This window comes from Rouxiella sp. S1S-2 (assembly GCF_009208105.1).
In the GTDB taxonomy this organism is placed as follows: domain Bacteria; phylum Pseudomonadota; class Gammaproteobacteria; order Enterobacterales; family Enterobacteriaceae; genus Rouxiella.
Map to the genome: position 1 here is coordinate 57497 of NZ_WFKL01000002.1, position 24116 is coordinate 81612.

Annotated in this window: 26 protein-coding genes and 5 pseudogenes; 11 read left to right on the forward strand and 20 right to left on the reverse strand. The window is 46.0% G+C overall.

The features are described 5' to 3' along the window. Nucleotides 1–47 precede the first annotated feature (47 nt). Nucleotides 48–491: a deaminase gene (locus GA565_RS23970; RefSeq protein ID WP_152201823.1), complete on the forward strand. Its 444-nt coding sequence runs from the start codon at nucleotides 48–50 to the stop codon at nucleotides 489–491. Between the two features lie 134 nt (nucleotides 492–625). Here GA565_RS23970 and GA565_RS23975 read toward each other — a convergent pair whose 3' ends face one another. The 6 genes and pseudogenes from GA565_RS23975 to GA565_RS24000 all read right to left on the reverse strand — a co-directional run bounded on the left by GA565_RS23975 (nucleotide 626) and on the right by GA565_RS24000 (nucleotide 4663). Beyond that, complete coding sequence (locus GA565_RS23975) at nucleotides 626–1072, reverse strand: GNAT family N-acetyltransferase (protein ID WP_152201825.1); 447 nt, start codon at nucleotides 1070–1072, stop codon at nucleotides 626–628. Between the two features lie 185 nt (nucleotides 1073–1257). Then, the gene (locus tag GA565_RS23980; RefSeq protein WP_152201827.1) at nucleotides 1258–1713 is read right to left on the reverse strand and encodes a GNAT family N-acetyltransferase; all 456 of its coding nucleotides are present in this window, start codon (nucleotides 1711–1713) and stop codon (nucleotides 1258–1260) included. A 229-nt stretch (nucleotides 1714–1942) separates the two neighbouring features. Further along, nucleotides 1943–2407 (reverse strand): annotated as a pseudogene (locus GA565_RS23985) (LysR substrate-binding domain-containing protein); the annotation flags it as partial. Nucleotides 2408–2547: 140 nt separating this feature from the next. Further along, a complete protein-coding gene (locus GA565_RS23990) occupies nucleotides 2548–3063 on the reverse strand; it encodes an SRPBCC domain-containing protein (RefSeq protein ID WP_152201829.1) in 516 nt (171 codons plus the stop codon). A 137-nt stretch (nucleotides 3064–3200) separates the two neighbouring features. After that, nucleotides 3201–4106 carry a LysR family transcriptional regulator gene (locus GA565_RS23995; RefSeq protein WP_152201831.1) on the reverse strand — a complete coding sequence of 302 codons (906 nt, stop codon included), beginning with the start codon at nucleotides 4104–4106 and terminating at the stop codon, nucleotides 3201–3203. A gap of 407 nt (nucleotides 4107–4513) precedes the next feature. After that, nucleotides 4514–4663: a Hok/Gef family protein gene (locus GA565_RS24000; protein WP_152201833.1), complete on the reverse strand. Its 150-nt coding sequence runs from the start codon at nucleotides 4661–4663 to the stop codon at nucleotides 4514–4516. Between the two features lie 648 nt (nucleotides 4664–5311). On the opposite strand from GA565_RS24000, the gene GA565_RS24005 reads away from it, so the two are divergent. Beyond that, entirely contained in the window at nucleotides 5312–5662 is a 351-nt protein-coding gene (locus GA565_RS24005) for a LysE family translocator (protein ID WP_152201985.1), read from the forward strand. Nucleotides 5663–5812: 150 nt separating this feature from the next. Here GA565_RS24005 and cspA read toward each other — a convergent pair whose 3' ends face one another. Together cspA and GA565_RS24015 are read right to left on the reverse strand one after the other, a co-directional pair. Then, a complete protein-coding gene (gene cspA, locus GA565_RS24010; RefSeq protein WP_152201834.1) occupies nucleotides 5813–6025 on the reverse strand; it encodes an RNA chaperone/antiterminator CspA in 213 nt (70 codons plus the stop codon). 1541 nt (nucleotides 6026–7566) lie between these two features. Further along, a complete protein-coding gene (locus GA565_RS24015; RefSeq protein WP_152201836.1) occupies nucleotides 7567–8115 on the reverse strand; it encodes a TetR/AcrR family transcriptional regulator in 549 nt (182 codons plus the stop codon). Nucleotides 8116–8246: 131 nt separating this feature from the next. On the opposite strand from GA565_RS24015, the gene GA565_RS24020 reads away from it, so the two are divergent. The 5 genes from GA565_RS24020 (at nucleotide 8247) to GA565_RS24040 (ending at nucleotide 12576) form a co-directional block, all read left to right on the forward strand. Further along, nucleotides 8247–9338: an alkene reductase gene (locus GA565_RS24020; RefSeq protein ID WP_152201838.1), complete on the forward strand. Its 1092-nt coding sequence runs from the start codon at nucleotides 8247–8249 to the stop codon at nucleotides 9336–9338. A gap of 75 nt (nucleotides 9339–9413) precedes the next feature. Then, nucleotides 9414–10196 carry an SDR family oxidoreductase gene (locus GA565_RS24025; RefSeq protein WP_152201840.1) on the forward strand — a complete coding sequence of 261 codons (783 nt, stop codon included), beginning with the start codon at nucleotides 9414–9416 and terminating at the stop codon, nucleotides 10194–10196. Nucleotides 10197–10328: 132 nt separating this feature from the next. Next, nucleotides 10329–11147 carry an oxidoreductase gene (locus tag GA565_RS24030; RefSeq protein WP_152201841.1) on the forward strand — a complete coding sequence of 273 codons (819 nt, stop codon included), beginning with the start codon at nucleotides 10329–10331 and terminating at the stop codon, nucleotides 11145–11147. A gap of 3 nt (nucleotides 11148–11150) precedes the next feature. After that, nucleotides 11151–11567 (forward strand): hypothetical protein, encoded by a 417-nt coding sequence (locus GA565_RS24035; protein WP_152201843.1) that lies wholly within the window; start codon nucleotides 11151–11153, stop codon nucleotides 11565–11567. Continuing rightward, complete coding sequence (locus tag GA565_RS24040) at nucleotides 11557–12576, forward strand: NADP-dependent oxidoreductase (protein WP_152201844.1); 1020 nt, start codon at nucleotides 11557–11559, stop codon at nucleotides 12574–12576. Before GA565_RS24035 ends, GA565_RS24040 begins: the two co-directional genes overlap by 11 nt. 175 nt (nucleotides 12577–12751) lie before the next feature. Here GA565_RS24040 and GA565_RS24045 read toward each other — a convergent pair. After that, nucleotides 12752–13806: pseudogene (locus GA565_RS24045) on the reverse strand (IS3 family transposase). Nucleotides 13807–14152: 346 nt separating this feature from the next. Between GA565_RS24045 and GA565_RS24050 the strand changes: the two are divergent. Then, nucleotides 14153–14803, forward strand: coding sequence for a hypothetical protein (locus GA565_RS24050; protein WP_152201846.1), 651 nt, complete (start codon nucleotides 14153–14155; stop codon nucleotides 14801–14803). A gap of 30 nt (nucleotides 14804–14833) precedes the next feature. Here the strand turns inward: GA565_RS24050 and GA565_RS24055 are convergent, their stop codons facing one another. The 9 genes and pseudogenes from GA565_RS24055 to GA565_RS24090 form a co-directional block, all read right to left on the reverse strand. Beyond that, nucleotides 14834–15466, reverse strand: coding sequence for an RES family NAD+ phosphorylase (locus GA565_RS24055; RefSeq protein WP_152201847.1), 633 nt, complete (start codon nucleotides 15464–15466; stop codon nucleotides 14834–14836). Nucleotides 15467–15866: 400 nt separating this feature from the next. Further along, nucleotides 15867–16701 (reverse strand): annotated as a pseudogene (locus GA565_RS24060) (DNA/RNA non-specific endonuclease). A 212-nt stretch (nucleotides 16702–16913) separates the two neighbouring features. Then, nucleotides 16914–17177, reverse strand: a complete 264-nt coding sequence (locus GA565_RS24065) for an immunity protein (RefSeq protein WP_152201849.1) — start codon at nucleotides 17175–17177, stop codon at nucleotides 16914–16916. Further along, nucleotides 17177–17533 (reverse strand): annotated as a pseudogene (locus GA565_RS24070) (klebicin D activity protein); the annotation flags it as partial. The gene GA565_RS24065 and the pseudogene GA565_RS24070, both read right to left, overlap by 1 nt. Nucleotides 17534–17912: 379 nt before the next feature. After that, complete coding sequence (locus GA565_RS24075) at nucleotides 17913–18170, reverse strand: immunity protein (protein ID WP_152201987.1); 258 nt, start codon at nucleotides 18168–18170, stop codon at nucleotides 17913–17915. Nucleotides 18171–18174: 4 nt separating this feature from the next. Beyond that, nucleotides 18175–18459, reverse strand: a complete 285-nt coding sequence (locus GA565_RS24860) for a pyocin (protein ID WP_226951065.1) — start codon at nucleotides 18457–18459, stop codon at nucleotides 18175–18177. A 3-nt stretch (nucleotides 18460–18462) separates the two neighbouring features. Beyond that, on the reverse strand, nucleotides 18463–18813 hold the full coding sequence (locus GA565_RS24865) for an S-type pyocin domain-containing protein (protein WP_226951076.1): 351 nt from the start codon (nucleotides 18811–18813) through the stop codon (nucleotides 18463–18465). Nucleotides 18814–18836: 23 nt separating this feature from the next. After that, nucleotides 18837–19475, reverse strand: coding sequence for a hypothetical protein (locus GA565_RS24085; RefSeq protein ID WP_152201851.1), 639 nt, complete (start codon nucleotides 19473–19475; stop codon nucleotides 18837–18839). A 2-nt stretch (nucleotides 19476–19477) separates the two neighbouring features. Next, nucleotides 19478–19810, reverse strand: coding sequence for a PadR family transcriptional regulator (locus GA565_RS24090; RefSeq protein WP_152201852.1), 333 nt, complete (start codon nucleotides 19808–19810; stop codon nucleotides 19478–19480). 442 nt (nucleotides 19811–20252) lie between these two features. On the opposite strand from GA565_RS24090, the gene GA565_RS24095 reads away from it, so the two are divergent. From GA565_RS24095 to GA565_RS24105, 3 genes and pseudogenes are all read left to right on the forward strand, one after another. Beyond that, on the forward strand, nucleotides 20253–20549 hold the full coding sequence (locus GA565_RS24095; protein ID WP_152201853.1) for a putative quinol monooxygenase: 297 nt from the start codon (nucleotides 20253–20255) through the stop codon (nucleotides 20547–20549). 36 nt (nucleotides 20550–20585) lie between these two features. Beyond that, a pseudogene (locus tag GA565_RS25000) lies at nucleotides 20586–20756 on the forward strand (YbhB/YbcL family Raf kinase inhibitor-like protein); the annotation flags it as partial. A gap of 15 nt (nucleotides 20757–20771) precedes the next feature. Then, nucleotides 20772–20957 (forward strand): tautomerase family protein, encoded by a 186-nt coding sequence (locus GA565_RS24105; RefSeq protein ID WP_152201855.1) that lies wholly within the window; start codon nucleotides 20772–20774, stop codon nucleotides 20955–20957. A gap of 62 nt (nucleotides 20958–21019) precedes the next feature. On the opposite strand, the gene GA565_RS24110 is transcribed toward GA565_RS24105, so the two are convergent. Both GA565_RS24110 and GA565_RS24115 read right to left on the reverse strand, forming a co-directional pair. After that, nucleotides 21020–22321, reverse strand: a complete 1302-nt coding sequence (locus GA565_RS24110; protein ID WP_152201857.1) for a cytochrome c — start codon at nucleotides 22319–22321, stop codon at nucleotides 21020–21022. A gap of 10 nt (nucleotides 22322–22331) precedes the next feature. Beyond that, the gene (locus GA565_RS24115) at nucleotides 22332–24101 is read right to left on the reverse strand and encodes a GMC family oxidoreductase (RefSeq protein ID WP_152201859.1); all 1770 of its coding nucleotides are present in this window, start codon (nucleotides 24099–24101) and stop codon (nucleotides 22332–22334) included. Nucleotides 24102–24116 lie beyond the last annotated feature (15 nt).

Consider the following 24116-nt stretch of genomic DNA (forward strand, 5'->3'; position numbering starts at 1 on the left):
AAAAATTGTAGGCCAATGACTTATAACCTCTGGTAGAGAAGGGCGTTATGGACGAAAAATTGAAATTCATGTTGTTGGCGCTTGAATACTCTCGACAGGCATTACCTGAATGCAGACCAAATCCACCGGTGGGATGCGTAATTGTCCATAACGGAGATGTTGTTTCTAAAGGCTTTACTCAATCTCCAGGCCACCATCATGCAGAGATAGAAGCCATCTCAAAACTTACGTTACCTATTGATGAATGTGAAATTTTTGTCACTCTTGAGCCCTGCTCCTTCCAAGGAAGAACCCCTTCCTGTGCTTTAACGCTTGCAGAGTTAAAGCCACGACATATCTACATTGCAATAGAAGACCCGCATCCCAGGAACAGAGGGGAAGGCATCAATATTTTAAAAAAATCAGGTATCAGTTTTACGCTGGGTATTGGAAAACAAGATGTAGAGGATTTTCTGTCGCAGTATTTGATTCATTCAACGAATGTAATCTAGCGACTTCGCAACCGATCAGTCTTGCGGAGAGGTTATCAGCACAAACTATCTACAGATGGGCAGCAGAGTGCCAGAGCGGACGTTATTTTTACCATTATGTGTCAATTAGTTGGTTGTAGGTCAATGGATTAAAATTATATGTCTTCAAGATACAGGCGGTGAGTCACTTTATCGACATCTGCTAGCGGAATAAAGCCAGCACGTTCATAGAAGGTGAATGCTGATGGAGGCGCGTTAGTATTGATAAAATCAAACCAGTGGCCAGAACCCTTTAGCAATGCCTTAAGCAGACTGATACCAACCTGCATTCTTCTCCATTCGACTCCGACATAGAGATGACGGAGTCGTCCGGCCCGAACTGAAGGCATGTAGGGGTCTTGGTTTAACCCACACACAGCAATGAGTGATCCGTCGGCATAAAAACCTAACAGGTTCTCACCTGGCTTATCAAATCGATTCTGCCCGTTCAGCCAGTTTTCTTCCAGTCTGCGTAGCATGTTAAATCCAGCAGCCATGCTCTCTACTTTTAACTCTAAAAAACCTTTATTATCAGGGGTCATGTTCGCGATGATAACATTCATGAGTCGTCCATTTGTATTCACCAGGGATAATTCAGCAACTCGCGAGACTTACTTGCTGCAACCAGACATTCGCTACTTGCTCAACGGCGACAGTGATGACTCCGGCAGGTAGCCTGGTGCCAAGAGTGGATATTTTAACGCTGTACGCATACTGCTGCTGAACCGAAGTTGCTCCCCCTTGAATGCTAGTGTGGTAATTTTTTCGAGAAACATACAGCTTCATCCCGGCCTTTGTAGGGGCCGTAATTCTCAATGCTTACATACCCATTCTTCCTATAAAAATTTACAGCCCTATGGTTAACGTGCCTGGTTTCAAGCCAAAGCTCGGTATATCCCATACTTTTCGCTGATGTTTCTAAAAAAGTGAGTAAAGCGTTACCGATACCAGGAGAGCTTCGGTCTGCAAACATTCTTTTAAGTTCGGCTATATCTTGCGTTAACGGCCGGATAGCACCGCAACCTATCGCTTCACCCTCTTTATTTCTTGCCAGTACCCACAGCGATCTGTCCTGATCCATTGAGTCTACTGTGAAATTATTTTTGCCACTATCACCGGTAATAGCGGCAAGTTCTGATGACAATTTCTCAACTAAAAATTGAGATTCTGTAGAAAATGGGTCTGATTTCTCAACTGTTATCATCGCGATAACCCTAGACAAATATTCTTCGAGATAGAATATACTGATGTTAAAGCATCACCCTGTCATTAATAATATGAATTCCGCAAATACAGCATGCCTGTATTCGATGATGTGCCACGACTTCTGCTTTTCACTCATCGCTGTTCTTTGCACTGCTATGGCAGTTCAGTGCCTAAAGCGGGCCTATTTTCATCATATTGTTTAATGTGAGGGGTGCGTGTTTAAAGAATTAAAACTTCTCAAGCATAAACGCCAGAAACGCACGTACAGCAGGGTTTGAACGACGGCTTTCATGCCAGACTGCCGAAATATTGTGCCGCTCTAACGTAAAGTCTGACAGAACGGGAATTAAGGCTTTTTTCCTCACTAAAGAAGCAGTCATAAAACTCGTGGCCATTCCTATCCCAGCACCGGCAGCCACTGCCGCTATGACTGCTTCGCTTGCATCGACGATAATATTCGATGAAGGCACGATTTCAATTTCCCGCACGCCAACCCGGATGGCAATATCAATACTTTCATCAACAATACTTATCACGCGATCGTTCAACCGTAAGTCAACCGCTACTTTGGGATGAAGTGCGCAGAACTCTGGGAGAACGGGGGCAATCATATGGAGGCCAATCGGAAACGATGTCGCTATTCGTAGCGTACCCGCAGGCTCCGCACGTGAACGTGCCGCATTAGGCTGTATTCGGGGAAAAATCGTGCTTGCGAACTGTTGATTACCACATCCGCAACCTGCCGTTTTTTGGGCAAATACACGGCAGTAAAAGGGATAGTAAATGTTGATGTAGTGGTTATTTTCAATAGACCACTACATACCTTAATTTTTTATCGAACGGTGCGGGTCGCGGCTTCAATCAGGCCATCCAGCCATTCCTGATGGCCGTTTAGCATTGGATTTGGGCGAGTTTTTGCCAGTTCCTTTGCAGGATTTCCGTTCTGAGTTTCCTGTGTCAGGATACGAATACGATGATCAGTCAGATCTTCTAATAGCCACGCATGATGTACATCGAGACGTTCAGGGGTATTCTCTTCACCTGCCCATCCATGCCAGGCTAGACGTGCTGGTTGGCCCTCCGTCGGTGAAACACACTCTACGACCTGTGATTCAACAGGAAATCCAAATGTGCTGAAGTAGAAGCGCACACGATTTTCCAAGACTGGTCCTTTATCATCATAAAAGCGCACATCTGCTGAGTTTTTATAATAGTCAGGCCACAGGAATGGCTGACTTAGAAAGGGCCAAACATCCCTGACACTTAGTCCTGAGATAATCATTTCATTTGAAACAAAGTTATCGGTAAAACCCGGAATATAATTTTCAGGCCAATTAATTACGTTCATATGTATCCCATTTTGATGATTGATTGCGCTGAACGTGTCGTTACGACCATACCATTCAACGTGATGTAAAAATTATCAACGCAAAAGAGATATAAGGCTAATCGTCATTAATTATTATGCTAATAAGTTATCTTATATCAGCCGGAGTGCTGGCTGACTTCAACACACAACGCGCGTATCCATTGATGAGCAGAGTCTCGATGAGTACGTTCATGCCACGCCATGCTTTTTGTAAAGCCGGGGACTTTCAGTGGCAGAGGGATAATGACGAGATCACTGTCAGCCGGGACCATACGATGGGGTACCACCGCAATCATATTGGTTAAGCGCAAAATATCGGGTATCACCAGAAAACTATTGACTGACATACCGACTCGTCGGGTCAGTCGTAATTCCGCAAGCACTTCATCTGTTACCCCCGTAAATTTCCCCTCCGTCGATACCAAGATGTGTTCCTGTTCGCAGAACTGCTCTAGCGTAATCTCCTGACCTGCAGCCAGTGGATGATGGCCAGAGGCTACGCAGACATAATGCTCTTCATAAAGCGCTCTTCCATGCAGATCATCGGGTGTTGTCTGCGGTGTTAGTAGGGCCATATCGACTTCTCCCCGAGACAACTGCTGATATATTCGCGCATTGTCTACAGGTCGCACGGCGACTTTGATAAGAGGCGCACGTTGTTTCAGCGCGGCCATCAACGGTATGATTACGGCCTTAAGCGCATAATCCGTTGCTACAATGGTATAAGTGAGTTCCGCTGTTATAGGTATAAAATTCAATGGCTTAAGTAATATAGCGATGTCTGTGAGGATCTGCTTTACCGGTGAAGCGAGTTCGCTGGCCCGTAACGTGGGTACCATGCCATGACGTGTTCGTACAAAAAGGGGGTCGTCAAAAAAATCTCGCAAGCGGGTAAGCATTCCGCTGACAGCCGGTTGAGTCAGAGAAAGGCGCTGAGCCGCCCGAGTTACGCTGCCTTCATCCAGTAACGCATCCAGAGCCTTTAAAAGATTAAGATCGAGGGACCTGATATCATTTTTCATAATGCCTTAGCCTATCAAGTATAACAATTCTGATAGAAGCTAGAGCCTCGTGAGAGAGCTGTCTAGAACGTTTGCATTTTTCTAGACAAATATTTGCTTTAACGTTGCTGCTGTCTAATTGAAGTTAAGAAAATAACGCCTTTACCTGGAGGGAGTTAGAATTTAATTGGATGAATGAGAGTTACGTGCTGGGAATATAGCCTTTTATTTATATATCTATGTGAAATAAACGATTTGTTTAAATCGTCTACACCGTCTCGACCACGCTGAACAAACCTTACCTTACGGGGGCTTTATGCATAAAAAAGCCAGCCCGAAGGCTGGCCGGTAAATCTGAACGGGTGCTTTTGGACCTATGCTAAACAACCTCCAACAGACGGGAGCGAACTCCCGTCTGTTGGGTTGTATTACCTCACGGATTCGTAGGCCAGTGAAGCCACAACCTCCATCTTGCCGTTTCTAACCTGGATTTCACAAAGTGATCCCCGATACATCCATGCGAGCGTTAAAACTGTCACGCACAGTATAAAAACGGTTAATACTGGTTTGTGTAGCATCTGTCCTCCTTGTCCTTGCTTTTCAGCATGTGAGGCGCTACCTTTATGTTGCTACGCATAAACGAGGGCCTCGGGTTGAATTAACTTCAATTCGGGGCTTCTTGCTTTCTGCTCTTTGCATAAATCTTAATCCATGCTCAGAACAGAAAGATCCTGAGCACCCGCGCGAAGTGTAACAGCCTTTTCGACGGCTTATGAGAATATTAATCATATAAATCAATTATTTAAATTAATAAAACATAGCCGGCACTTTTACTGAATTGCCAGGAAGAAGAAGCGAGCCTTTACGCTGACCTTTGCAAATATTCCCTTCCGGAATAAATGTCATTAACATATTAAATAAAGATTATTAGCTTGAAGACTGCTTTTTTAATAAATCAATACCGTTAAATTTTTATTCATCTGCATAGGAAAATATTTTAAATCATTGCCATTTCATATCAAACAGGTAGTGGCCAATCCTATACCACCGCTTTAACTCCGACTATGAAGCGCATTTCAGTAATTAAGTGATGTTATTTCACAGCATTTCCGCCACGGAATTTATAAAAAGGTTAATTATATTGAGCGTTTCGGCTGTCTCGTATCAACCGGGTAAATGCCTGGTAAGGGATAACCTGATTATATGCCGTTAACTATGTTTGCCGCATTCTTGGCCGTTTCCTGACTATTACGGGTGCTGGTTACCTTTTTTGGCTAGGTGTAGGAATACTTCGTAATCCCTCTGTTCCTGTAATAGATCGCGACGGTGAAGAGTTTGGGTCAAGGGTAAAGTGGGCGTTAAAGGGGTTTTGTATTAACGGTCTAAATCTGAAAGTATTTCTTTTGTTTCTCGCTCTGCTTCCTCAGTTTACCAATGTGAAGTCCGCGTGGCCTTTGCCGTTGCAAATGACCGCGCTGGGGCTTAGCTATGTGTTCAGTTGCGGTGTGATAGTTGGATACTGTTCAAGCGCAGCGCTTCAAACGTGTCCGCAGGCGGCTAAGATGGGAGTAGGTTAGAACCAATGCTGTTAAATTTTAAATCTCAGAGCATCTACCCAAAACCTTAAACGAAAAAACCCGCTCAAGGCGGGCTTTTTTATCACTAAGCTTAACTGCTCAGGCTCTGGCCATCATCGCTATCGTAAGTTTTAGTGAGGTTATCGGCAATTAAAGCGCGACAACATTGGCAGCTGAGGGGCCTTTAGCGCCGTTCTCAATCGAGAATTCCACTTTCTGGCCTTCGTCTAAGGTTTTGAAATCGCTGCTTTGGATGGCGGAAAAATGTACGAATACATCTTTGCTACCGTCTTGTGGAGAGATAAAACCGAAACCTTTACCAGCATCAAACCATTTTACTAAACCAGTCATTTTATTAGACATAGATACTTCCTTTCATTTTTTGAGCCACTTATCGTGACGAACGAGGCCTGTTTTGCAGAGTTTTACTTACTTGGCACTTAGGAGGAGGCTCATGAAGAAGGGTATCTATGGATAACGCTTGAACTGAGAACTGCTTTACTAAAACTGCTTTCATAAGGTCTGTGTTCCAAACCGATGGCATCATAGTAGACTTAGAATGATTTAATAAGCAAGTATTAATTATATAATAATTTTAATTAGCTAACTCACTGAGCCATTTGGCCCTTTCTGGAAGGAACATGGATGGTCTTAAGAATGGTCTGATAATGATTTGTGTGAGGCTAAAACGATAAAAGCCCCGACCATTTGCAGTCAGGGCTTTTATCTTTCTTCCAACTTCAAATTTAACATTAATGAACTTAATTGACTTACTACTATTAGTACTGCATTAGATGTACACGTTTATCTCAGATAATATTAGGCTATAACTAATAAAAAACCTCCTATCTATTTGCTGATTTAATACTCTGTTACTTTATGTTGACATCTGAACTATTGATGTCACAAACAGGTACATCTCCCCTCGCGATATATACTATTGATGCGTTGCCTTACATTCATTGCGATTTGATAAATCCAATCTAAAAAACATCGCAAAAAAACTTTAAGAACATGGCATTACTTCATCGCGTTCAATTTCACATTTTGCGATTTAATATATTTATTACATGGCTTTGAAGCATTGTCGCTTATGGAAAAACTGCCTTAAAGCGATTAACCAAAAAACAAACTTCGCCGCCTTCATCGCAAGTTTACTAATAACTAATGAACTTAACACTCTTTATAAACAGCAAGTGATTTTCTACTGCTGTTAAAAGCTAATTTAATGATTTTTTCTAAAGTGTCAACACTGTTTTTAATAACATGTTTTTATTTACAGTCTGTATAAATCTCCGGATTATAAGCTAACTTTACTATCTTTTTCATCGATGACTGATTATCAAGATAAATCCCATCGTAAGTTCTCTAATAGTTAAAAATTTATTAATACTATTACGAGAGTTTTCCCTGGCTACCCAGTACAGTCTCTGCAATTCAGACTAATCCTTTCATTCATCGTTGATATGCATATACATTTTACTTTGGGTAAAAAATTCCGAGTCAATTTAGTCATTGGAGGGGGGGGAGTAGGGGGGCGCATGCGTCATTAACGATGTATTCACAGACGAGTTCGATGACTGCCCATTTATTTAGACGAAAAAAACTCTGGGTTAGCAGAGATTTTTTCCATCAAAGGAGCAATATATCTTTTGCGTATCCATTAAGGACATTTTCTGTAAATGCTTATGAATTGTTATAACTCTGCATTTAAGTTGATCATAGCTAGCAAAAAGACTTAAACACCTCTAACTATAAATCATAACTTGTTTTGAAGATTATACGGCCCATAGCAATCTCTACCTTGGCTATTTGCCGTTAGTTCAGCTGCCCAATACACACTATTGATAACTCATCGGAAAATCTGAGAAAAATTTTATTAACTCCCTGGATGATTTGAAAAATCAATTTTCATTGACGTCCTGACTGAGAATGCGGGAACGGCAAACATCCAGAATTTCATCAGCCAGAGCGGAATTATCCGGGCAAGCACGGGACAGCACCAGGGCGCCAACAAGATGAGCAATGGTATCTATAAGGTCAGCGCGCGTTCCATCTTCATTTCCCAAAAGTGCCAGCTGACGTTCAATGCCAGCCGCAAATGTCGCCTTCATTGACTCAGACTGACGGGCTGTATCCGCGCCCAATGCCGACATCACGCAACCGTTCCCCATACCGTCGCGATGCTGGCGGGAGAGGTAGTATTCAATAAATTTTTCTCGGTTCACACCTGCCGTGCTTTCTGCAGAACGCGTAAAACCGCAACTCACAGCCTCCGCCATCAGATCAACCTTAGAACCAAAGTGCTTGTAGAACCCGCCGTGAGTTAATCCTGCTGCAGACATCAGTTCCGCGACGCCCACGCCGTCATAGCCACGTTCACGAAACAATACTGAAGCAGTTTCGACAATGCGCTTTCTGTTTTCACGGACCTGCTCTTTTGACACTTTCATCGTTTTTCAAATCCTCTTTTAAAAAAATCACGTCATTAGTATACATTGATGATGATCATAATCAAACGCATTGACTTTTTAGATTACTATCGACATCATTAGATTCTTACCTTCACTATCAGGAAAACTAAATGACCCACCAACCCTTATTTCAACCCTATGATCTTGGGACAATAACGCTTGCCAACCATATCGTGATGGCACCGCTGACGCGTAATCGTGCCGGAGCAGGTCTGGTTCCAGGCGAACTGGCTGCAACCTACTACGCCCAGCGAGCTACCGCTGGATTGCTGATTACCGAAGCCACGCAGATCTCCGCGCAGGCGCAGGGCTATCAGGATACGCCAGGGATCTACACGCAGGCGCAGATCGATGGTTGGCGCAAAGTGACAGATGCCGTGCATGCCAAAGGTGGGCGCATATTTGTACAGCTCTGGCACGTAGGACGTATCTCGCATGTCGATTTACAGCCCGGTGGCGCTGCTCCGGTCGCACCGTCTGCCATCCGTGCCGAGACTAAAACATTTGTGAACAACGGATTTGCTGATGTCTCTGAGCCACGCGCGCTCGAGCTGCAGGAAATAAAGGGGATTATCGACGATTTCAGAAAGGCCTCTGCCAATGCGATTGCCGCCGGGTTTGACGGCGTAGAGATCCACGGAGCGAATGGTTATCTGCTGGAACAGTTCCTTAAAGACGGTGCCAATCAGCGTACCGATGAGTACGGCGGCTCAGTCGAGAACCGCGCGCGCCTGCTGTTAGAAGTCACGGCGGCCGTTAAAGAGGAGATTGGTGCTGACCGCACCGGCGTGCGTATTTCACCCGTTTCGCCTGCTAATGCGATTTCGTGCAGTGATCCGCAGCCGCAATTTAACTACGTCGCTGATGAACTTAATGCATTGGGTATCGTGTACCTCCACGTGGTTGAAGGCGCTACGGGCGGCCCGCGTGATGCATCACCGTTCGATTACGGCTCCCTGCGCAGGCGTTTTAAAAACACCTACATCGGCAACAACGGCTATGACTTGGCGCTGGCGTCCGCTCAACTTGCAGAAGGAAAAGCCGATCTGTTCGCGTTCGGTCGCCCGTTCATTTCCAACCCAGATCTAGTCGAAAGGCTGAAAACAGGTGTGCCTCTGGCCTCACTAAGTCCTGAAACACTTTATGGCGGTGGCGCAGCGGGATATACCGATTACCCGTCACTTACTGAGACAAACAAGTAGAACCGCAGGTGTCGCGGTTATACATACGTCGCACTTTGCGAATTTTGTTTACACATTTATAAAGAAGATCAACTTATGACTAAAGCTTCAGTTCTCATTACAGGCGCCTCCACGGGTATTGGTGCTGTGTACGCCGAGCGGTTCGCCCGCCGTGGACACAACCTTGTTCTGGTTGCACGCGACAAAGCAAGGTTAGAGATACTTGCCGATCGTTTGCGACAGGAAAATGGCATTTCTGTCGAAGTTCTACCTGCCGACCTTACGCAATCGGTGGATTTAGAGGCGGTTGAAGCTCGTCTGCGTGAAGACTCGCAGATTGGCATTCTTATCAATAACGCGGGTATCGCGCAGTCTGGAAGTTTTACAGAGCAGTCTCCTGAATCGATAGAAAGCCTTATCGCGCTTAACGTCACCGCCCTGACTAGACTCGCCAATGCCGTGGCACCACGACTCGTGCAAGCGGGTGAGGGATCGATCGTCAACATCAGTTCCATCGTAGGCCTGGCCCCAGAATTTGCGATGACGGTTTACGGCGCAACCAAAGCCTTTGTGCTTTTCCTGTCTCAGGGAATGAATGTAGAGCTGTCATCTAAGGGCATTTATATCCAGGCGGTGCTCCCTGCCGGCACTTACACTGAAATTTGGGATCGTGCGGGTATCGATATCAGTAACTCGGCAAAATTCATGGAAGTGGGTGAGTTAGTGGATGCCGCACTGGTAGGTTTTGATCGCCGTGAACGGGTCACTATTCCTCCTTTACATAATGCTGCACGCTGGGACACCCTCGACGCCTCGCGTCAGGTTCTGCTTTCAGACATCAAACAAGATGAAGCTGCAGAGCGATATAAAGCACTTTAGTCAATGAGTGCCACTCTACAGAACGGTATTTTGGCTGTTCTGTAGAGCGTTAAATCTGACATCAATCCCTGACAATCCGTCATCTCATCAGCGATGAGACACCCCAAATAAATCATGAAGGCTGTATTCAGCATGACAAAAAAACGTGTAGCACTGATTACAGGCGCTTCTTCAGGTATCGGCGAAGCGTCTGCCCGTAAACTTTTAGCGGCGGGGTATAGGGTATATGGCACGAGCCGGCGTGGCTCCCTGGCGGGAAAGCATCCGTTTCCGCTATTGACGCTTGATGTGACGGACGACGCTTCTGTCAAGGCTGCCATTGATGAACTGATACGGCTTGAAGGGCGGATCGATGTTCTGGTGAATAACGCGGGGTTCGGGGTTGCGCCGGCGGCTGCGCAAGAAAGTTCGATTGAACAGGCCAAGCGAATTTTTGACACAAACTTTCTGGGTATAGTCAGGTTAACGCGGGCTGTTGTTCCTCATATGCGTCGTCAGGGAAGGGGGCGGATCATTAACATGGGTTCGATACTCGGGATCGTTCCGTTGCCGTATGTGGCTCTTTATGCAGCCAGTAAGCATGCGGTCGAAGGGTATACGGGAGCGCTGGATCAAGAGCTGCGCACGCAGGGCATCAGAGTTTGTGTCATCGAACCTGCGTACATAAAAACGCAGTTTGAAAACAATAATATAGAGCCGGACGCAAAGCTTGAAGAGTATGATCTTATTCGAGCTAAGCTGACGAAAGTGGTTAGCAAGGCAATGGCTGAGGCGGAAAGTCCAGAGGTGGTCGCTGAAGTGGTGGTTAAGGCCGCACAGACTTCACGCCCAAAGTTGCGTTACACGGCGGGAAGATTGGCAGGGAAATTGAATTTTATTCTCAGATTCGCGCCTGCCTCATTGCTGGATAAGGTGGTGCGCAAAAGTCTTCAGCTTGATGAGAAGGATTAAAAAATGACATTTTCTCAATTGGCTACTCTGGCCTCTGTGCTGTTATTCGTCCTGGCTGCTGTATGGATGTTTCTCCCGGAACAGCTCCTAACGCTGTGGGGAATTGCACCGACGCGTGGCTCAGAGGTGGTCAGTCGTCGTTCTGCCGCATTTTTTATGGGGCTGGGCATAATGTGTTTGTTGGCCAGGAATGCTGAACCCTCTCAGGCTCGATTTGCTCTAGCTACCGGTATCACTACCATTTCTTTGATTTTAGCGGCACTTGGGATCTTTGAGTGGGAGAAAGGGAATGTAAACGAGCAGATCCTGTTTGCGGTATTTATCGAAGTGTTGTTGGGGGTAGCCTTTTTAATGAGCAACAGACCCCCAAGAAAAATTTTATCGACAAACGCAGCGGAGCAAATAAACAATGAGTCATAAGACAATGAAAGCCTTCACGTTTAAACGCTACGGTAAATCTCCTGAACTGGGCTTCGATGACGTAGATTACCCCTCAGTCAATGCTGATGAAATTCTGGTTAAAGTCTACGCGGCGGGTCTGAACCCTATCGATAATATGATCCTAACCGGAATTTTTAAGCCGGTTATGCATTTCAAGCTCCCTGCAACATTGGGTAGCGACTTGTCTGGTGTTGTCATTGCAGTTGGAAGTGGTGTGACTCGTTTTACCCCGGGCGACGAAATCTTCGCTAGCATTTTTGACACGGGAACCGGATCTCTTGCCGAATTTGCCGTGGTACCTGAAAAAGCGGCAGCAATCAAACCTGCCAACCTGGATTTCGTGCAGGCTGCTTCTCTGCCGATGGTCAGCCTCACATCCTGGCAAGCATTGAAAGAACGGGCCAAAATCCAGATGGGCCAAAAAGTATTCATTCCGGCGGGTTCGGGCGGTATTGGTACCCTTGCGATTCAACTGGCGAAACACTTTGGTGCAACAGTGGGCACGACGACGAGCACAGCCAATGTCGGATGGATGCATCAACTTGGCGCAGATGAAGTGGTTGATTATAAAAAGCAACCATTCGAAAACGTGCTGAGTGGCTACGATATTGTTCTTGGGACTATCAGAGGCGATGCAATTGAAAAATCCACCCAAATTCTTAAGCCTGGCGGAAAGATTGTTTCTCTCGTCGGGCCGTTAGATGTCGCGTTTGCACGCGCACGAGGGTTGAACTTTTTTCTGCGCTTTGTCTTCGGGCTGATGAGTCGCAAGATTATGCGTCTTTCCAAAAAACGAGGCCTGACCTATTCATTTCTCTTTGTCCGTCCTGATGGCGATCAACTCAACCACATCGGCAAACTCATAGAAGCGGAACAAATCAAGCCAACGATTGACAAAGTGTTCCCCTTTTCAGAAGCAAAGAATGCGCTTGCCTACCTTGCAGAGGGGCATGCGAAAGGCAAAGTGGTCGTGAATATGCAGGAGTGATAACAAATGAGATTTGTATCGGTGGAAAAGTTTATTTGCCGGACTCAATCTCCACGAGTTTGACGATATATCTGATGACCTGCCCCCCCAGGATTAGATACAACGCTCAGTTAGCAATGGCGGATCCTGACCAGTTCCCCGTATGTGATCCAGCCATAATCAGGAATAACCGGCTTCATTCTGGCTGCATATTCTGGCAACCGGCAGATTTTTCGGCGAATTCGGAGGGGGTCATCCAGCCCAGTGCAGAATGGGGGCGACTCTGGTTATAGTGTATGCGCCAGGCCTCGATTTTGCTCCGGGCATCCTCCCGAGACATGAACCAGCTCTCGTTCAGGCATTCCTGCCGCAACCTGCCGTTGAAGGACTCCACCGTCCCGTTGTCCGTAGGTATCCCCGGGCGTGAGATGTCGAACCTTATCCCTCTTTTATGCACCCACCTGTCCAGCATTTTTCCTGCAAATTCATAACCATTTTCAGTTTTCAGCAACGGCGGTAAAGGACGACTGAGCGCTATACTGTTCAGCATTTCCGCCACTCTTTTTTACGCAAATTCTCCCCTCGCAGATCCCCATGCATTCGCGGGTGTAAAGATCGATAACCGTGAGTAGACGCAATGCATCAGAAACAACATCCATGCCCAGACGTGGTTCGGATATAAGCCCTGAAGCTGTGGCTGCCGCCGAGCAGATTTATTGCGGCGTGACCTTTTGAGGCGCAGCAACAGCCCCTGCTCACAGTAGAGGCGATAAATCCGTTTATGATTGTCGCGCCAGCCCTCACGCCGGAGCATCACGTGTACCCGGTGATATCCGTAGTGAATTCGCGTTTCGGTGATCTCACCTACACACAAGCGCATTGCACTGTCATCGGCAACAACAGAACAATACCTGAACGAGCTGCGGCTGAGCCGTAGCTCAAAACAGATTTGTCTTTCGCTGGCACCATATCGGGCCTGTAAATCCCTGACCCATTCCCGCAGGCGTGCCAGCGTCAGCTCTTTTTTGCCAGCACGTACTGCAACATGGCCTTGTCGAGGCTAAGGTCTGCAACCAGCCTCTTCAGTCGCAGATTTTCTTCTTCCAGTTGCCGCATATGGTTGAGTTTAGAAGGAGAAATTCCGCCGTATTTCTTACGCCACGTGTGAAATGTGGTATCAGCTATATCTAGCTTGCGGCAGACATCCGGCACGGACGTGCCCAGCTCGGCCTGCTTGAGGAAAAAAATAATCTGCTGTTAGGTGAATCTTGAGTTTTTCATCGGCACAACATCCGTTCAGGGGAGTGTTTATCATACCGGTACTCTGAATAGAGCAGGATTTTGGGGTAGGGTCAAAGGCGTTAAAGCCAACCTTAGTGGCAGCTAACAACTATTTCACTACTTCAAATCACTCATGATGGCATTTAGCCTACGACTTAAAACCTTTGTACTTCAATGTTGCTCGATATCTGTCATTGGGTGTTACCTCTTTCAATGGAGCAACTAGTACACAACTTGCACAAATTTAAGATTTCCTATAAAATAATTTCATTAAATCTTAAAGAAATGCTTTTTAATCAACCGGAGCGCTATCAACATGAAAACCGCAACTATGAAAATGAAAAGCCCGGCGGAAACAGGTCTCCTGGAAAAACGGCTTAAGAACATTCAAGCAAACATAGTTTCTTCACTGAAGCTCCTTTCGGTTGAAGAGCAACAGTCATTGTTGACCTTAACTGATGCCGATTTTTGGTCTGAGGCTCAACTTAAAGCGCGCACTCAGCAAATTATTGCCACACCAACACCGGAAAAAACTGAGCAGCAAGAGTTTGCAGAAAACCGGCTGGTATTCATGGAACATCTTCAAAAATACGGTGGAGTGCACAAATCATCTGTTGTTGAAAAGATAATTCATGCAAGTGTGCCTACAGTGATCAAGTACGGTGAAAATAATAAACTTATTGTGTTGAAGTGGGGCGCAGAAAACCTTTATCCCGTTTTTCAGTTTTCAACGGACGAAAGAAATAGTGAAAAAGGAATGTTGAAAGGTGTCCCTCAGTTACTGGCAGCTATGAAGCATAAAGTTAGTGCGGTGCGTAAATGTAACTTTTTCACACGGAAAGTTGAATTGCCGACTACTGGAGAGTTGGTGTCGGTTCTGACAATTCTACGCAGAGGAGCGACCCCAGAAGAAATGGACTATCTCATGATCCTTGCTGAGAATTTGGGAACTCAAAACGCTGTTTAAAAAAATGGGCCAGATGGCCCATTTGAGGTCTCAAACAACATGAATATTCAGCTGAGACTTGAGGATTTCTTTGGCCGTTTTACCATTGTGCGAGTATTCATTCAGCGGAGTTACGGACATGCTTTTGACCATACCGCCTCCATCTGTTTGATCCGACCAAAGAACCACACAAGGCTTCCCAGTGTGGCGTGACAGGTACTCCAACCCATCAGCATGTTTTGAAAGCTCATTCGCCAATTCCTGCGTAAACGAATAAACAGCCTTCGGCCCCATAAGGTCCCCTACTGTAATCCCAAGATGTGGGGCAAGTGAGGTTTCCTCGAACACACGAATTGGCCGCGCTGTTGTGATCTCCGCCATACAGTTCGTTGTAAAATCTGACTGCTCGATGAACTCGTCCTGTTGGAAAAATTCTTTGCATGCTGTGTGTGGGGAGTCAGCAATATACATAACTCCTTTTGCATGGTCAGATAACGAAAAACGGTTTACGGATGTCTGGCTAAAAAAGACTCCGTTCCCGCCAAAACTTTCTTCTTGTACCTTGTAATATCCATAATCTGTTGCGATTTCTTTTGTTACTTGCAACTCATCACGTTCTTCCGCGGACACAAGATCACTTATTCTTTCATTGAGGTTTCCCTCGAATAGGATGGAAATAGACATTTATGCCCCTTTTATTTCTATTTTTTTTATTTAGCATAAGATTCTCTCTTTCTGCCAGTTGAATGTTGTGGCTATGTGCTTGCCCATAACCACGGATTTGCACCATATGGTTCTCTAACGGTGCGGGAGCAATAATAACGAAAAGGTAGAAATATCAAAAAGAAATTATTTGATATTTATTTTTAAACAACTGTATCAAACGCCATTGTGATCTTGGTGGCTTCAGAACCGTGGCCTTCGAAATGATCACGCCGTGAGGACAGATATTATTTAGAGAATTGAGGGTGCTTTGTCGTGGTCAAGAAATACTGTCCACGGCTTCAGAGTTTTCCAGAATAATTATTCTGATTCACTTGGCTGGATAAATACCTCACATCGAATGTCTGCCTGAATGTATTTTTTACTGACACCCCATAGAGTCTTTAGCCAATGTTCCTTTCATTGCCTTGACCTCAGCGGCAATATCCAAGGGCAGGGAAGACCAAATATTCAGATGGTGATTGGTTTTTGCCTCAATCTGTTCGACAGTGACCTGATAATCACAAAAATTGGATGCCCTGGGAGCACTTTGGTCCATTAGAAACGCGGCGTATTTTCCCTTGTCCGGCCCAGAGCCAATGTCCAGTAACCGCTTGGGATCTGTATTGCAGGTGCAGCAGGTAAAACCGCTATAGCTGTCTCAAATAATGGGCCGGTCACTGAGTGAACGTCCGTGCCCTCGTCCTGATTGGCCAAAGCGCGTTCTTTATCTTCTAGCCGCGCCCATGGGCCTTGATTGAGTGCTGACTTTTGGGCGTGATATTAGATAAGTAGTTTAATGACTACCAATCAGCTGTACCGCCCAGGCTGGCCAAAGGTGCCTGATGGCCTCTGTCTACGGCGAGTTCACTGTTGGCGCCTGTATATGCGGCGGGAGATAGAGTATCTGATTCAGGCAAAGCAGGATCGCGTTTCCAGTTACGGAGGCGACTAGTTGCCTGACCGGTTTTTGTTATCGTATAGGCAACCCAGTTGGCAAACTTCGTATCAGGATTGTTGTTCAATGTATAAGCTTCGCGGGTAACAGTCTGAATACTGCCGCCTACAGGGCAGCCTATAGAACAATTGACGCTTATTGCCCCAGATACGACCTGCGGAGAAGTTTCATTTTGTACTTTTTTGATTTGTGTCGTACAGGAAAAAAGGAATAAAGGAGGTAAAAGCGACAACGACCGAAAGTGGCTGGATATAAGCATGTTAACTCCATTTAATATCTAAAATCCTTTAAATAGATATGTAATTACCCCCAAACAGTTGAGCATTGATCCGCTTATACGCTTTGTTGAATAGATCGGAATGCTGGTCGGAATTAGGAGCGGTTTCCCTTTCTAACCGCCAAAGAAAACGTCCAATAAACCCTCTTTTTCTGGACGTTGCTTAAAATGGACTTATCAGAAAGCGCTGGCGATTATGCGATACCGTATTTTTTCTCAGTTACAAATTTAGGTTCTTTCCAGTTCGGGCCTTTTTCAGGAAGGGGTTTTTCGTTTTCTAGCAACTTACCTTCACGCACAAGTCGCAGATACGTTTTCAATAAATGACCATCTGCGACAATCTCGAATTTATAATTAACATACATCCGATCAATGCTGGGGTAAGGAGTTCGCGGAGCAAAATGCAGAAGAACATCTTCCACACTCTCATTTTTATAGATACCTTCAAGATCTAACATCACTTGCCCTCCTCGGCTTGGCGATAAGCTTCTTCAGCTTCAGGTGTATACAACGGCTGAGTTTTCTCATTAATCTTATAGTCTTCTAGAGTGGCGGTATGTGCGTTATTCCAAACCTCAGACCGTTTTTTAGGGCGTTCGCCTTCTTTAACCCCTAGATTTCTATAACGCTCCAGCTCTCTGATTTCATATGTATAAAATCGTTTATCAATATCCGTTAATTGTAGTTCTCCTTTCAGGATTTTCTCCAGACGGTCGATCATAACCTTGTTATCAGGTGATTTGCCAAACCGTCCGGTATGTAGTTTCACCTTGCCCACTCCTGCACGATCAATAGTGGCACTTTTCCTGTCTAGGGTTAAACAGTATGAATACTGCCGCCTACAGGACAATTGACGCTTATTGGCCCAGATACGACCTGCGGAGAAGTTTCATTTTGTACTTTTTTGATTTGTGTCGTACAGGAAAAAAGGAATAAAGGAGGTAAAAGCGACAACGACCGAAAGTGGCTGGATATAAGCATGTTAACTCCATTTAATATCTCGAATCCTTCAAATAGATATGTAATTACCCCCAAATAGTTGAGCATTGATCCGCTTATACGCTTTGTTGATTAGATCGGAATGCTGGTCGGAATTAGGAGCGGTTCCCCTTTCTAACTGCCAAAGAAAACGTCCAACAAACCCTAGTTTGCTGGACGTTGCTTAAAATGGACTTATCAGAAAGCGCTGGCGATTATGCGATACCGTATTTTTTCTCAGTTACAAATTTAGGTTCTTTCCAGTTCGGGCCTTTTACTACTTTCCCATTTTGATCAGCTAGTACACCTTTTCTAAATAACTCATCGTATTTAGATGAAAGTTCTCCACTGGTAATTACATCATATCGGTTGTATGTAAATAACTTATCTAACTTTGGATAGTCAGACGTTGGCCCTAAAAATGTTAAAATATCTTCTACACTTTCATTTTTGATTATATCTTTTAAAGACATTGAATTATCCGTCCAAGGCATCTTTAATTTCCTGTTCATAATCGGCTTGTAGGGCCTCATCAGTATAAAGGCTCAGTTCTCTTTCGTTTATTATATGATCTTGTAGAGTTGCAGTATGGGTATTATGCCATAGTTCTTTTCGCCTCGAGACGCTTTGAGGAACTTCGCCATCTTTTATACCAAAATTCCGATAACGCTCTAGCTCTCTAATCTCATGGGTATAAAAGCGCTTGTCCGTATTGGTTACTGGTATCTCTCCCGCTAAGATTTTCTCCAGGCGGTCTATCATCACTTAATTACCATCTGAAGGGCTGAAACGTCCAGTATGCAACTTCACCTTATCTAAGCCAGCTCGGTCAATCTTTGCCGTTGTGCAGTCCACATTTAAAATGGGCCCTCCAGCTTTTTCCGTATCATATGCGCGGCCACTATATTGTCCTTTAGCATTTGTCTCTCCGTAAGGATTACTCACCATGACATAGACAGGCTCAACGCCGGTGCCTGAGGCATCCGGCTGCCAGTAGATAAAGTCCTGTAACCCTGCACCTATATATATCGGCAGGGTTGTCGTAACGATACTCTCCGCCTGCCTGAACGTGTTCCCCGTGTGTACGGGCGTGACAGGTGCCGGAGATCTGCAGATAGTCTGCTACGGGTTGAAAAATTTTAGCCCTGTCGGGCAACATTTTTCCACAGCAAACACATCATTTTGCTGCGTTTTCGGACGTGGATAAGCCTGGCAAGTAGCAATATCACACCAGTGATTTCGAAACCGTCGTATAATCCGAGCGAACTTTGAGAAAAATAGAAATCCCAAAGTAGATAAATGACCAGCGATAGAGAGGTGATATGGCAAGCAATCATCGGTGTGCATAGCCAATGATAGAGCTGAGTTCCGGTCATGTTTTTCATCTGGATCCACAGCAGACCTGCCCAGGCGACCATGCCGCTGGCACAGGCAAGAAATACTGCAGGTCCGCCTTTGTCGCTGGAGAGGCAGTTAAACACCGCCAACCCGATAGCCAGCATGATGCTGAGATCGAGAAACAGCGTGTTGCGCAATTTACGTGTCATCAGCACAGCTGCGAAATCGGCGGCGAGAAATTGTGGCGAGCCAAATCCCTGTGTTAATTCAGCGGCAGCCTTCTCAGCATCCTGTTCACTGGTGCAGGCCAGAGCTTCATAAAAATGTCCGCCTATCTCCTCGCAAATCTCCTCGGCATATTTGCGTTCGAAACGCAGCTCGAAAGAAAGCTCGTCGAGGTAATGACGTGCGGATTGGGGAAGATCGCTCATGTCAGACATGATTAAGGTCTCTGCAATATGGTCGACACAGCACCTGAATAGTTAGTCCAGGCGTTGCGTTGCTTGGCTAACTCACAAGTACCCGCATCGGTCAGCTGATAAACCTTGCGCTTACGTCCTTCTGGAGGGGTTTCCCACTCTGACAAAATCACCCCCTTATGCTCCATACGATGCAATAGGGGATATACGGTCCCTTCCTGAAAGGACAGCACGCCGCCGCTGAGCTGGCGTATTAGCTCAATCAATGAATAACCGTGGCGTGGACCGCGTTCCAGGGCGGCAAGGATCACCATTTCGACATGGCTTTTGAGATTGTCGTCTGCGCTGACCTTCATTGAAACTCTCTGTTACCTGTAGAGCATATAATCGTGACTATATCATCTTGACAATGTTTAGTCTTATACCTAGTTTATCTAGGTATTGGGTGTGCCCCTTAAACAAAAAACAGGAGAAAAATCATGTCCCAACTATCTCGAGTAGGGTTCATGCAAACGTCCAGCTTATATTACCGATGGTAGTCTTGCGGATTGCCAGTGTGCAGGGCAGGCTTATGCTGAAGCTTATCAGGCAGCGTCTCATTAGCGGCAGTAAATAATTGGAGATGATGGTCGCCTATCCAGAAGTGCAAAGCTGGGTTATTTGCCGTAGTGGACTCTCAGCCGGCGGCTGCATGCGTTTAATACAGATACCCCTGCTGGGTGGCAACTCGGGCTTACAAAATTTTCAACGAATGTCATTAATATGGTTGAACCCATCAGATATTAATAAGAGATCACCATGAGCCATAAGAATAAACTCGTTACTGCTAAGTTTATTGCCAGCGCGGGTCAGGCTGAGGCGTTATTTAACGTCATTAATGCCTGTAAGCATCCAAGCCGAAATGAAGAGGGTAATGTCTATTACGATATTTATCGCAACAGCGAAGACAGCAATATATTCCTTATTCACGAAGAGTGGAAAGGGGAAGCCGCCATCGAGTTCCATTTTGAACAGCCTCATTTCAAACAGCTCGTAAACAATACTAAACCGTTTTTGCAATCTGATCCGGAAATTCAGCTAGTCAATCTGCCATGAACGATTAATTAGGAATGTAGATTAGGCTATTCAGGACCTTGTCCCCCTAAAAACGCTGATATTCATCATTATAATTTCACCTTAATTGCAACAGATGTCGAGATGAACTCGCTTCCCAAGGGGCTAGATAAAAATATGCTTGCCGAACCTTTGAAAGGTCACGTATTAGGAGCTACTGGGATTGTTGCTCAATATAAAATAAATTAATTAGAGGAAAAAAATATGCCTGAAGTCGTAGTCAATCTTGCCGCAGGTCGTACCAAAGAACAGAAAGAAAAACTGATGAAGGGGATTTATGAGGTGGTAAAAGATACCCTAGGCGTTAAAGACGAATATATTGTGGTGTCACTCAATGAAACGCTAAGGGAGCATAAAACCCGTGGCGGAATAAGCTACGAAAAAATTTAATAACGGCATTCAAAAAAATGCCACCCTGATGACAGAGTGGCATTCAGTTTACTGCTTCAAATTTATTCGACGGCGGTAAGGTTTTTTCGTACCTTAGTGACATCCTTTTCACTCACTGACGGCGCGTTATTGCCCCAGCCGCTGCGGATAAAGGTTGCCAGCTCTGCCATCTGCTTGTCGCTCAGGCGTTGTTCAAATCCAGGCATAACTTGTACCGACGGTGCATTTTCGGTCGAGGGAGTCTGTGCGCCCTTGAGCATAATACTGATAAGACCGGTCGGGTTATCACTCAGCACAATATCTGCTCCGTTCAGACGCGGGAAAATATCCTGCGCGCCGTTGCCGTCCGTCAGGTGGCAGGCTTCGCAGTTGTTTAGGTAAAGCAGCTGGCCCGCAGTGAGATTTTTACCCTGATTTAGTGTTATTACTGTTTTCTGGGTTTCGCTGTTGCTGCCGGGTTTAAGGTTTGACGGTTCATTTGCGTTAGCCGGTAGCGACTTCAGATAGGTGGCAATCGCCTGTAAGTCACTGCCATCCATATGTTGCATGCTGTGCTCGACGACACCCGTCATCTCGCCGCCGACCGACGCGAAGTGATTGCGCCCGGTAGAGAGATAATCGGTGACGTCTTTAATCGACCAGCCCTCAAGATTGCGGATAGACGGCACCGGCCAGCCGTTGAGGTCACCACCTGAAAGGAACAGCTTATCGTTATCGTTGAGCGCCTTCTCTTGCATGCCGATGCCGCGCGGGGTGTGACAACTGCCACAGTGGCCCAGCGTTTCAACCAGATATTTTCCGCGATTAAGCTCGGTGGCATTGGTATCCGCGGCGGCTGCAAAAGGTTTAAACGGTTTATCCGAGGTGAAGGCAAAGTTCCAGAACTTCATGCCCCATCGTTGATTAAATGGGAAAGACATCGACGTTTCCGGCGCTTTAACAGCCACCGGCGCGACGCCTTTCATAAAGTAAATATACAGCGCGTGGATATCTTCGTCAGAAATGCCGCGATAGTCGGGGTAGGGCATTGCTGGATAAAGATTGCTGCCGTCGCCCCTTACGCCTTTTCGTAACGCGTCGGCAAACTGTTTCTCGCTGTATTCTCCAATACCAGCTTTTGGATCAGGTGTAATATTAGTGGAGTAGATCACGCCCATGGGACTCTTTATCGCCATCCCACCGGAAAACGGTTTGCCACCTGCAACAGTATGGCAGGCGGTACAGTCTCCGGCACGTGCCAAATAGTCCCCTTGTTTAATCAGCTCGGAGGTATTTTCGCCCTCTGCATGTGCCTGAGCGATGCCAAACATGCCCAGCATTGACATTATTGCGAAAGGCAAGAGCTTTATAATGCCTGATTTCATCGTCCTCTCCTCACGCCTGAACCAGTGGGCCGGGGTTATTGATATATTGCTCACGAATGGCTTTGGCAGACCAATAGGCTAGACCGGAAACAAGCGCTGTAGGGTTGGCATACTGATTTTGTGGAAAAGCGCTGGCTCCCATGACGAATACGTTGTGCACGTCCCAGGTTTGAAGATACCGATTTACCACTGAAGTTTTTGGATTGCTGCCCATAATCGCGCCACCGGCATTGTGGGTGTTCGAATAATTCGGTGAGCTGGCAAAATGACTGTCCATCTTGAGCATGCTGTCGGAGTAATAGTCTGGCTTTAGATGCTTAGCTATCCCCTCCATCTTGCCCTTCACATACTGCAGCATCCGCAGATCGTTCTGGACATAGTCATAAGTTACGCGCAGCAATGGCATGCCGTACTTGTCTTTATAGGTTGGATCCAAGTCCAGATAGTTAGTCTGTGTACCCATATTGGAGGCTTCGAGCTTTATCGCCATAGAATGGCCATAGCTCTCTTTCAGCCCTTTTTTCCAGCCGCGACCCCAGCTCGGTGAAGTATTTTTTACCGGAGCAGCCATCGGCGTTCCTGTCGGCTGAGAACTGTAGATTTTTGCTCCACCAATGAAGCCCAGCTCCGCCGTTTTGATATTGCCGGTACCAAAATCTGTAATAACAATGCCGGTTGGTCCAGCTGTAGCGAAAGGGTTAAATTCAAGGTTGTCAAAAAACAACGTGAAACCACCACCGTATTGATGGGTATAGTTACGCCCTACAACACCTTTTTCGGTTATTGGATCGTAAGGTTCGCCAATCCCAGAGTTTAACAACAGGCGGACATTGTTCAGCCCGAAGCTGGCCAGAATAACGATTTCTGCAGGCTGAAAAACTTCATTGCCGTGCTCGTCGACGTAAGTGACGCCAGTTGCGGTCTTGCCGTCTGCATGTTTTTCCACGCGGATCACATTGGCATGGGTCTTGTAGTCAAAGTTTTCAAACTGTTTTAAGCGGTCGAGGATAGCGGTTTGCGGCGAAGCCTTCGAGTAATTCAGACAGGAATAGAATTGGCAGAAGCCGCAGTAGTTGCAGGGCGCAATTTGCTGGCCATAAGGGTTTGTGTAGGCCTGTGAAACCGCCGCTGATGGGATCGAGTAAGGGTGATAGCCCATCTCCATCGCCGCTTTGCGGAACATGCTGCTGTTTAGGCTATCAATAAGCGGCGGGTTAGGGAAGGCGTTGGAGCGCGGGCCTTCAAAGGGATCGCCACCCGGAATAATTTGGCCGCGGACATTTCCTGCTTGACCCGAAGAGCCGCAAACTTGGTCGAAAAAGTCCAGATGCGGTTCAAGCTCATCCCATGAAATAGGGAAGTCATACAATCTCAGTTCTTTGTCGAGCTGCGACTTTTCGAAATTTTCACGCGCGTAGGTCGCCAACTGTAGATCGGTTGGCGTAGGACGAGTGATCATCGCCGTCCAGTGCAGGCCCGCACCTCCGACACCATCGCCGAGGCGGAAGGAGCCAAGTTCACGCATCGGCAGCGCGACTTCATTGAGATTATGGCGAGTGGTGAAGGCCGCTACCGCCGGACTTTGCATAATCTTGTGGCGTTTGGTGTATGCCAGTTCATCCGCCGGAATAGGGTAAGCAAATTCGGCGCTTGTACGATCTGCACCGCGCTCAAGTGCACGAACTTTTAATCCAGCTTTAGCCAGCTCAATGCTTTGGATAGCACCGGTCCAACCCAGACCAACGACGACCACGTCTACGGGTTCATTAGTGATTTTCATGAATTATCTACTCAA

Bases quoted from the DNA above. Each gene is read 5' to 3' on its own strand.
- GA565_RS23970 (WP_152201823.1), top strand. From the start codon at position 48: ATGGACGAAAAATTGAAATTCATGTTGTTGGCGCTTGAATACTCTCGA.
- GA565_RS23975 (WP_152201825.1), bottom strand. From the start codon at position 1,072: ATGAATGTTATCATCGCGAACATGACCCCTGATAATAAAGGTTTTTTA.
- GA565_RS23980 (WP_152201827.1), bottom strand. From the start codon at position 1,713: ATGATAACAGTTGAGAAATCAGACCCATTTTCTACAGAATCTCAATTT.
- GA565_RS23990 (WP_152201829.1), bottom strand. From the start codon at position 3,063: ATGAACGTAATTAATTGGCCTGAAAATTATATTCCGGGTTTTACCGAT.
- GA565_RS23995 (WP_152201831.1), bottom strand. From the start codon at position 4,106: ATGAAAAATGATATCAGGTCCCTCGATCTTAATCTTTTAAAGGCTCTG.
- GA565_RS24000 (WP_152201833.1), bottom strand. From the start codon at position 4,663: ATGCTACACAAACCAGTATTAACCGTTTTTATACTGTGCGTGACAGTT.
- cspA (WP_152201834.1), bottom strand. From the start codon at position 6,025: ATGTCTAATAAAATGACTGGTTTAGTAAAATGGTTTGATGCTGGTAAA.
- GA565_RS24015 (WP_152201836.1), bottom strand. From the start codon at position 8,115: ATGAAAGTGTCAAAAGAGCAGGTCCGTGAAAACAGAAAGCGCATTGTC.
- GA565_RS24020 (WP_152201838.1), top strand. From the start codon at position 8,247: ATGACCCACCAACCCTTATTTCAACCCTATGATCTTGGGACAATAACG.
- GA565_RS24025 (WP_152201840.1), top strand. From the start codon at position 9,414: ATGACTAAAGCTTCAGTTCTCATTACAGGCGCCTCCACGGGTATTGGT.
- GA565_RS24030 (WP_152201841.1), top strand. From the start codon at position 10,329: ATGACAAAAAAACGTGTAGCACTGATTACAGGCGCTTCTTCAGGTATC.
- GA565_RS24035 (WP_152201843.1), top strand. From the start codon at position 11,151: ATGACATTTTCTCAATTGGCTACTCTGGCCTCTGTGCTGTTATTCGTC.
- GA565_RS24040 (WP_152201844.1), top strand. From the start codon at position 11,557: ATGAGTCATAAGACAATGAAAGCCTTCACGTTTAAACGCTACGGTAAA.
- GA565_RS24050 (WP_152201846.1), top strand. From the start codon at position 14,153: ATGAAAACCGCAACTATGAAAATGAAAAGCCCGGCGGAAACAGGTCTC.
- GA565_RS24055 (WP_152201847.1), bottom strand. From the start codon at position 15,466: ATGTCTATTTCCATCCTATTCGAGGGAAACCTCAATGAAAGAATAAGT.
- GA565_RS24065 (WP_152201849.1), bottom strand. From the start codon at position 17,177: ATGTTAGATCTTGAAGGTATCTATAAAAATGAGAGTGTGGAAGATGTT.
- GA565_RS24075 (WP_152201987.1), bottom strand. From the start codon at position 18,170: ATGTCTTTAAAAGATATAATCAAAAATGAAAGTGTAGAAGATATTTTA.
- GA565_RS24860 (WP_226951065.1), bottom strand. From the start codon at position 18,459: ATGATAGACCGCCTGGAGAAAATCTTAGCGGGAGAGATACCAGTAACC.
- GA565_RS24085 (WP_152201851.1), bottom strand. From the start codon at position 19,475: ATGTCTGACATGAGCGATCTTCCCCAATCCGCACGTCATTACCTCGAC.
- GA565_RS24090 (WP_152201852.1), bottom strand. From the start codon at position 19,810: ATGAAGGTCAGCGCAGACGACAATCTCAAAAGCCATGTCGAAATGGTG.
- GA565_RS24095 (WP_152201853.1), top strand. From the start codon at position 20,253: ATGAGCCATAAGAATAAACTCGTTACTGCTAAGTTTATTGCCAGCGCG.
- GA565_RS24105 (WP_152201855.1), top strand. From the start codon at position 20,772: ATGCCTGAAGTCGTAGTCAATCTTGCCGCAGGTCGTACCAAAGAACAG.
- GA565_RS24110 (WP_152201857.1), bottom strand. From the start codon at position 22,321: ATGAAATCAGGCATTATAAAGCTCTTGCCTTTCGCAATAATGTCAATG.
- GA565_RS24115 (WP_152201859.1), bottom strand. From the start codon at position 24,101: ATGAAAATCACTAATGAACCCGTAGACGTGGTCGTCGTTGGTCTGGGT.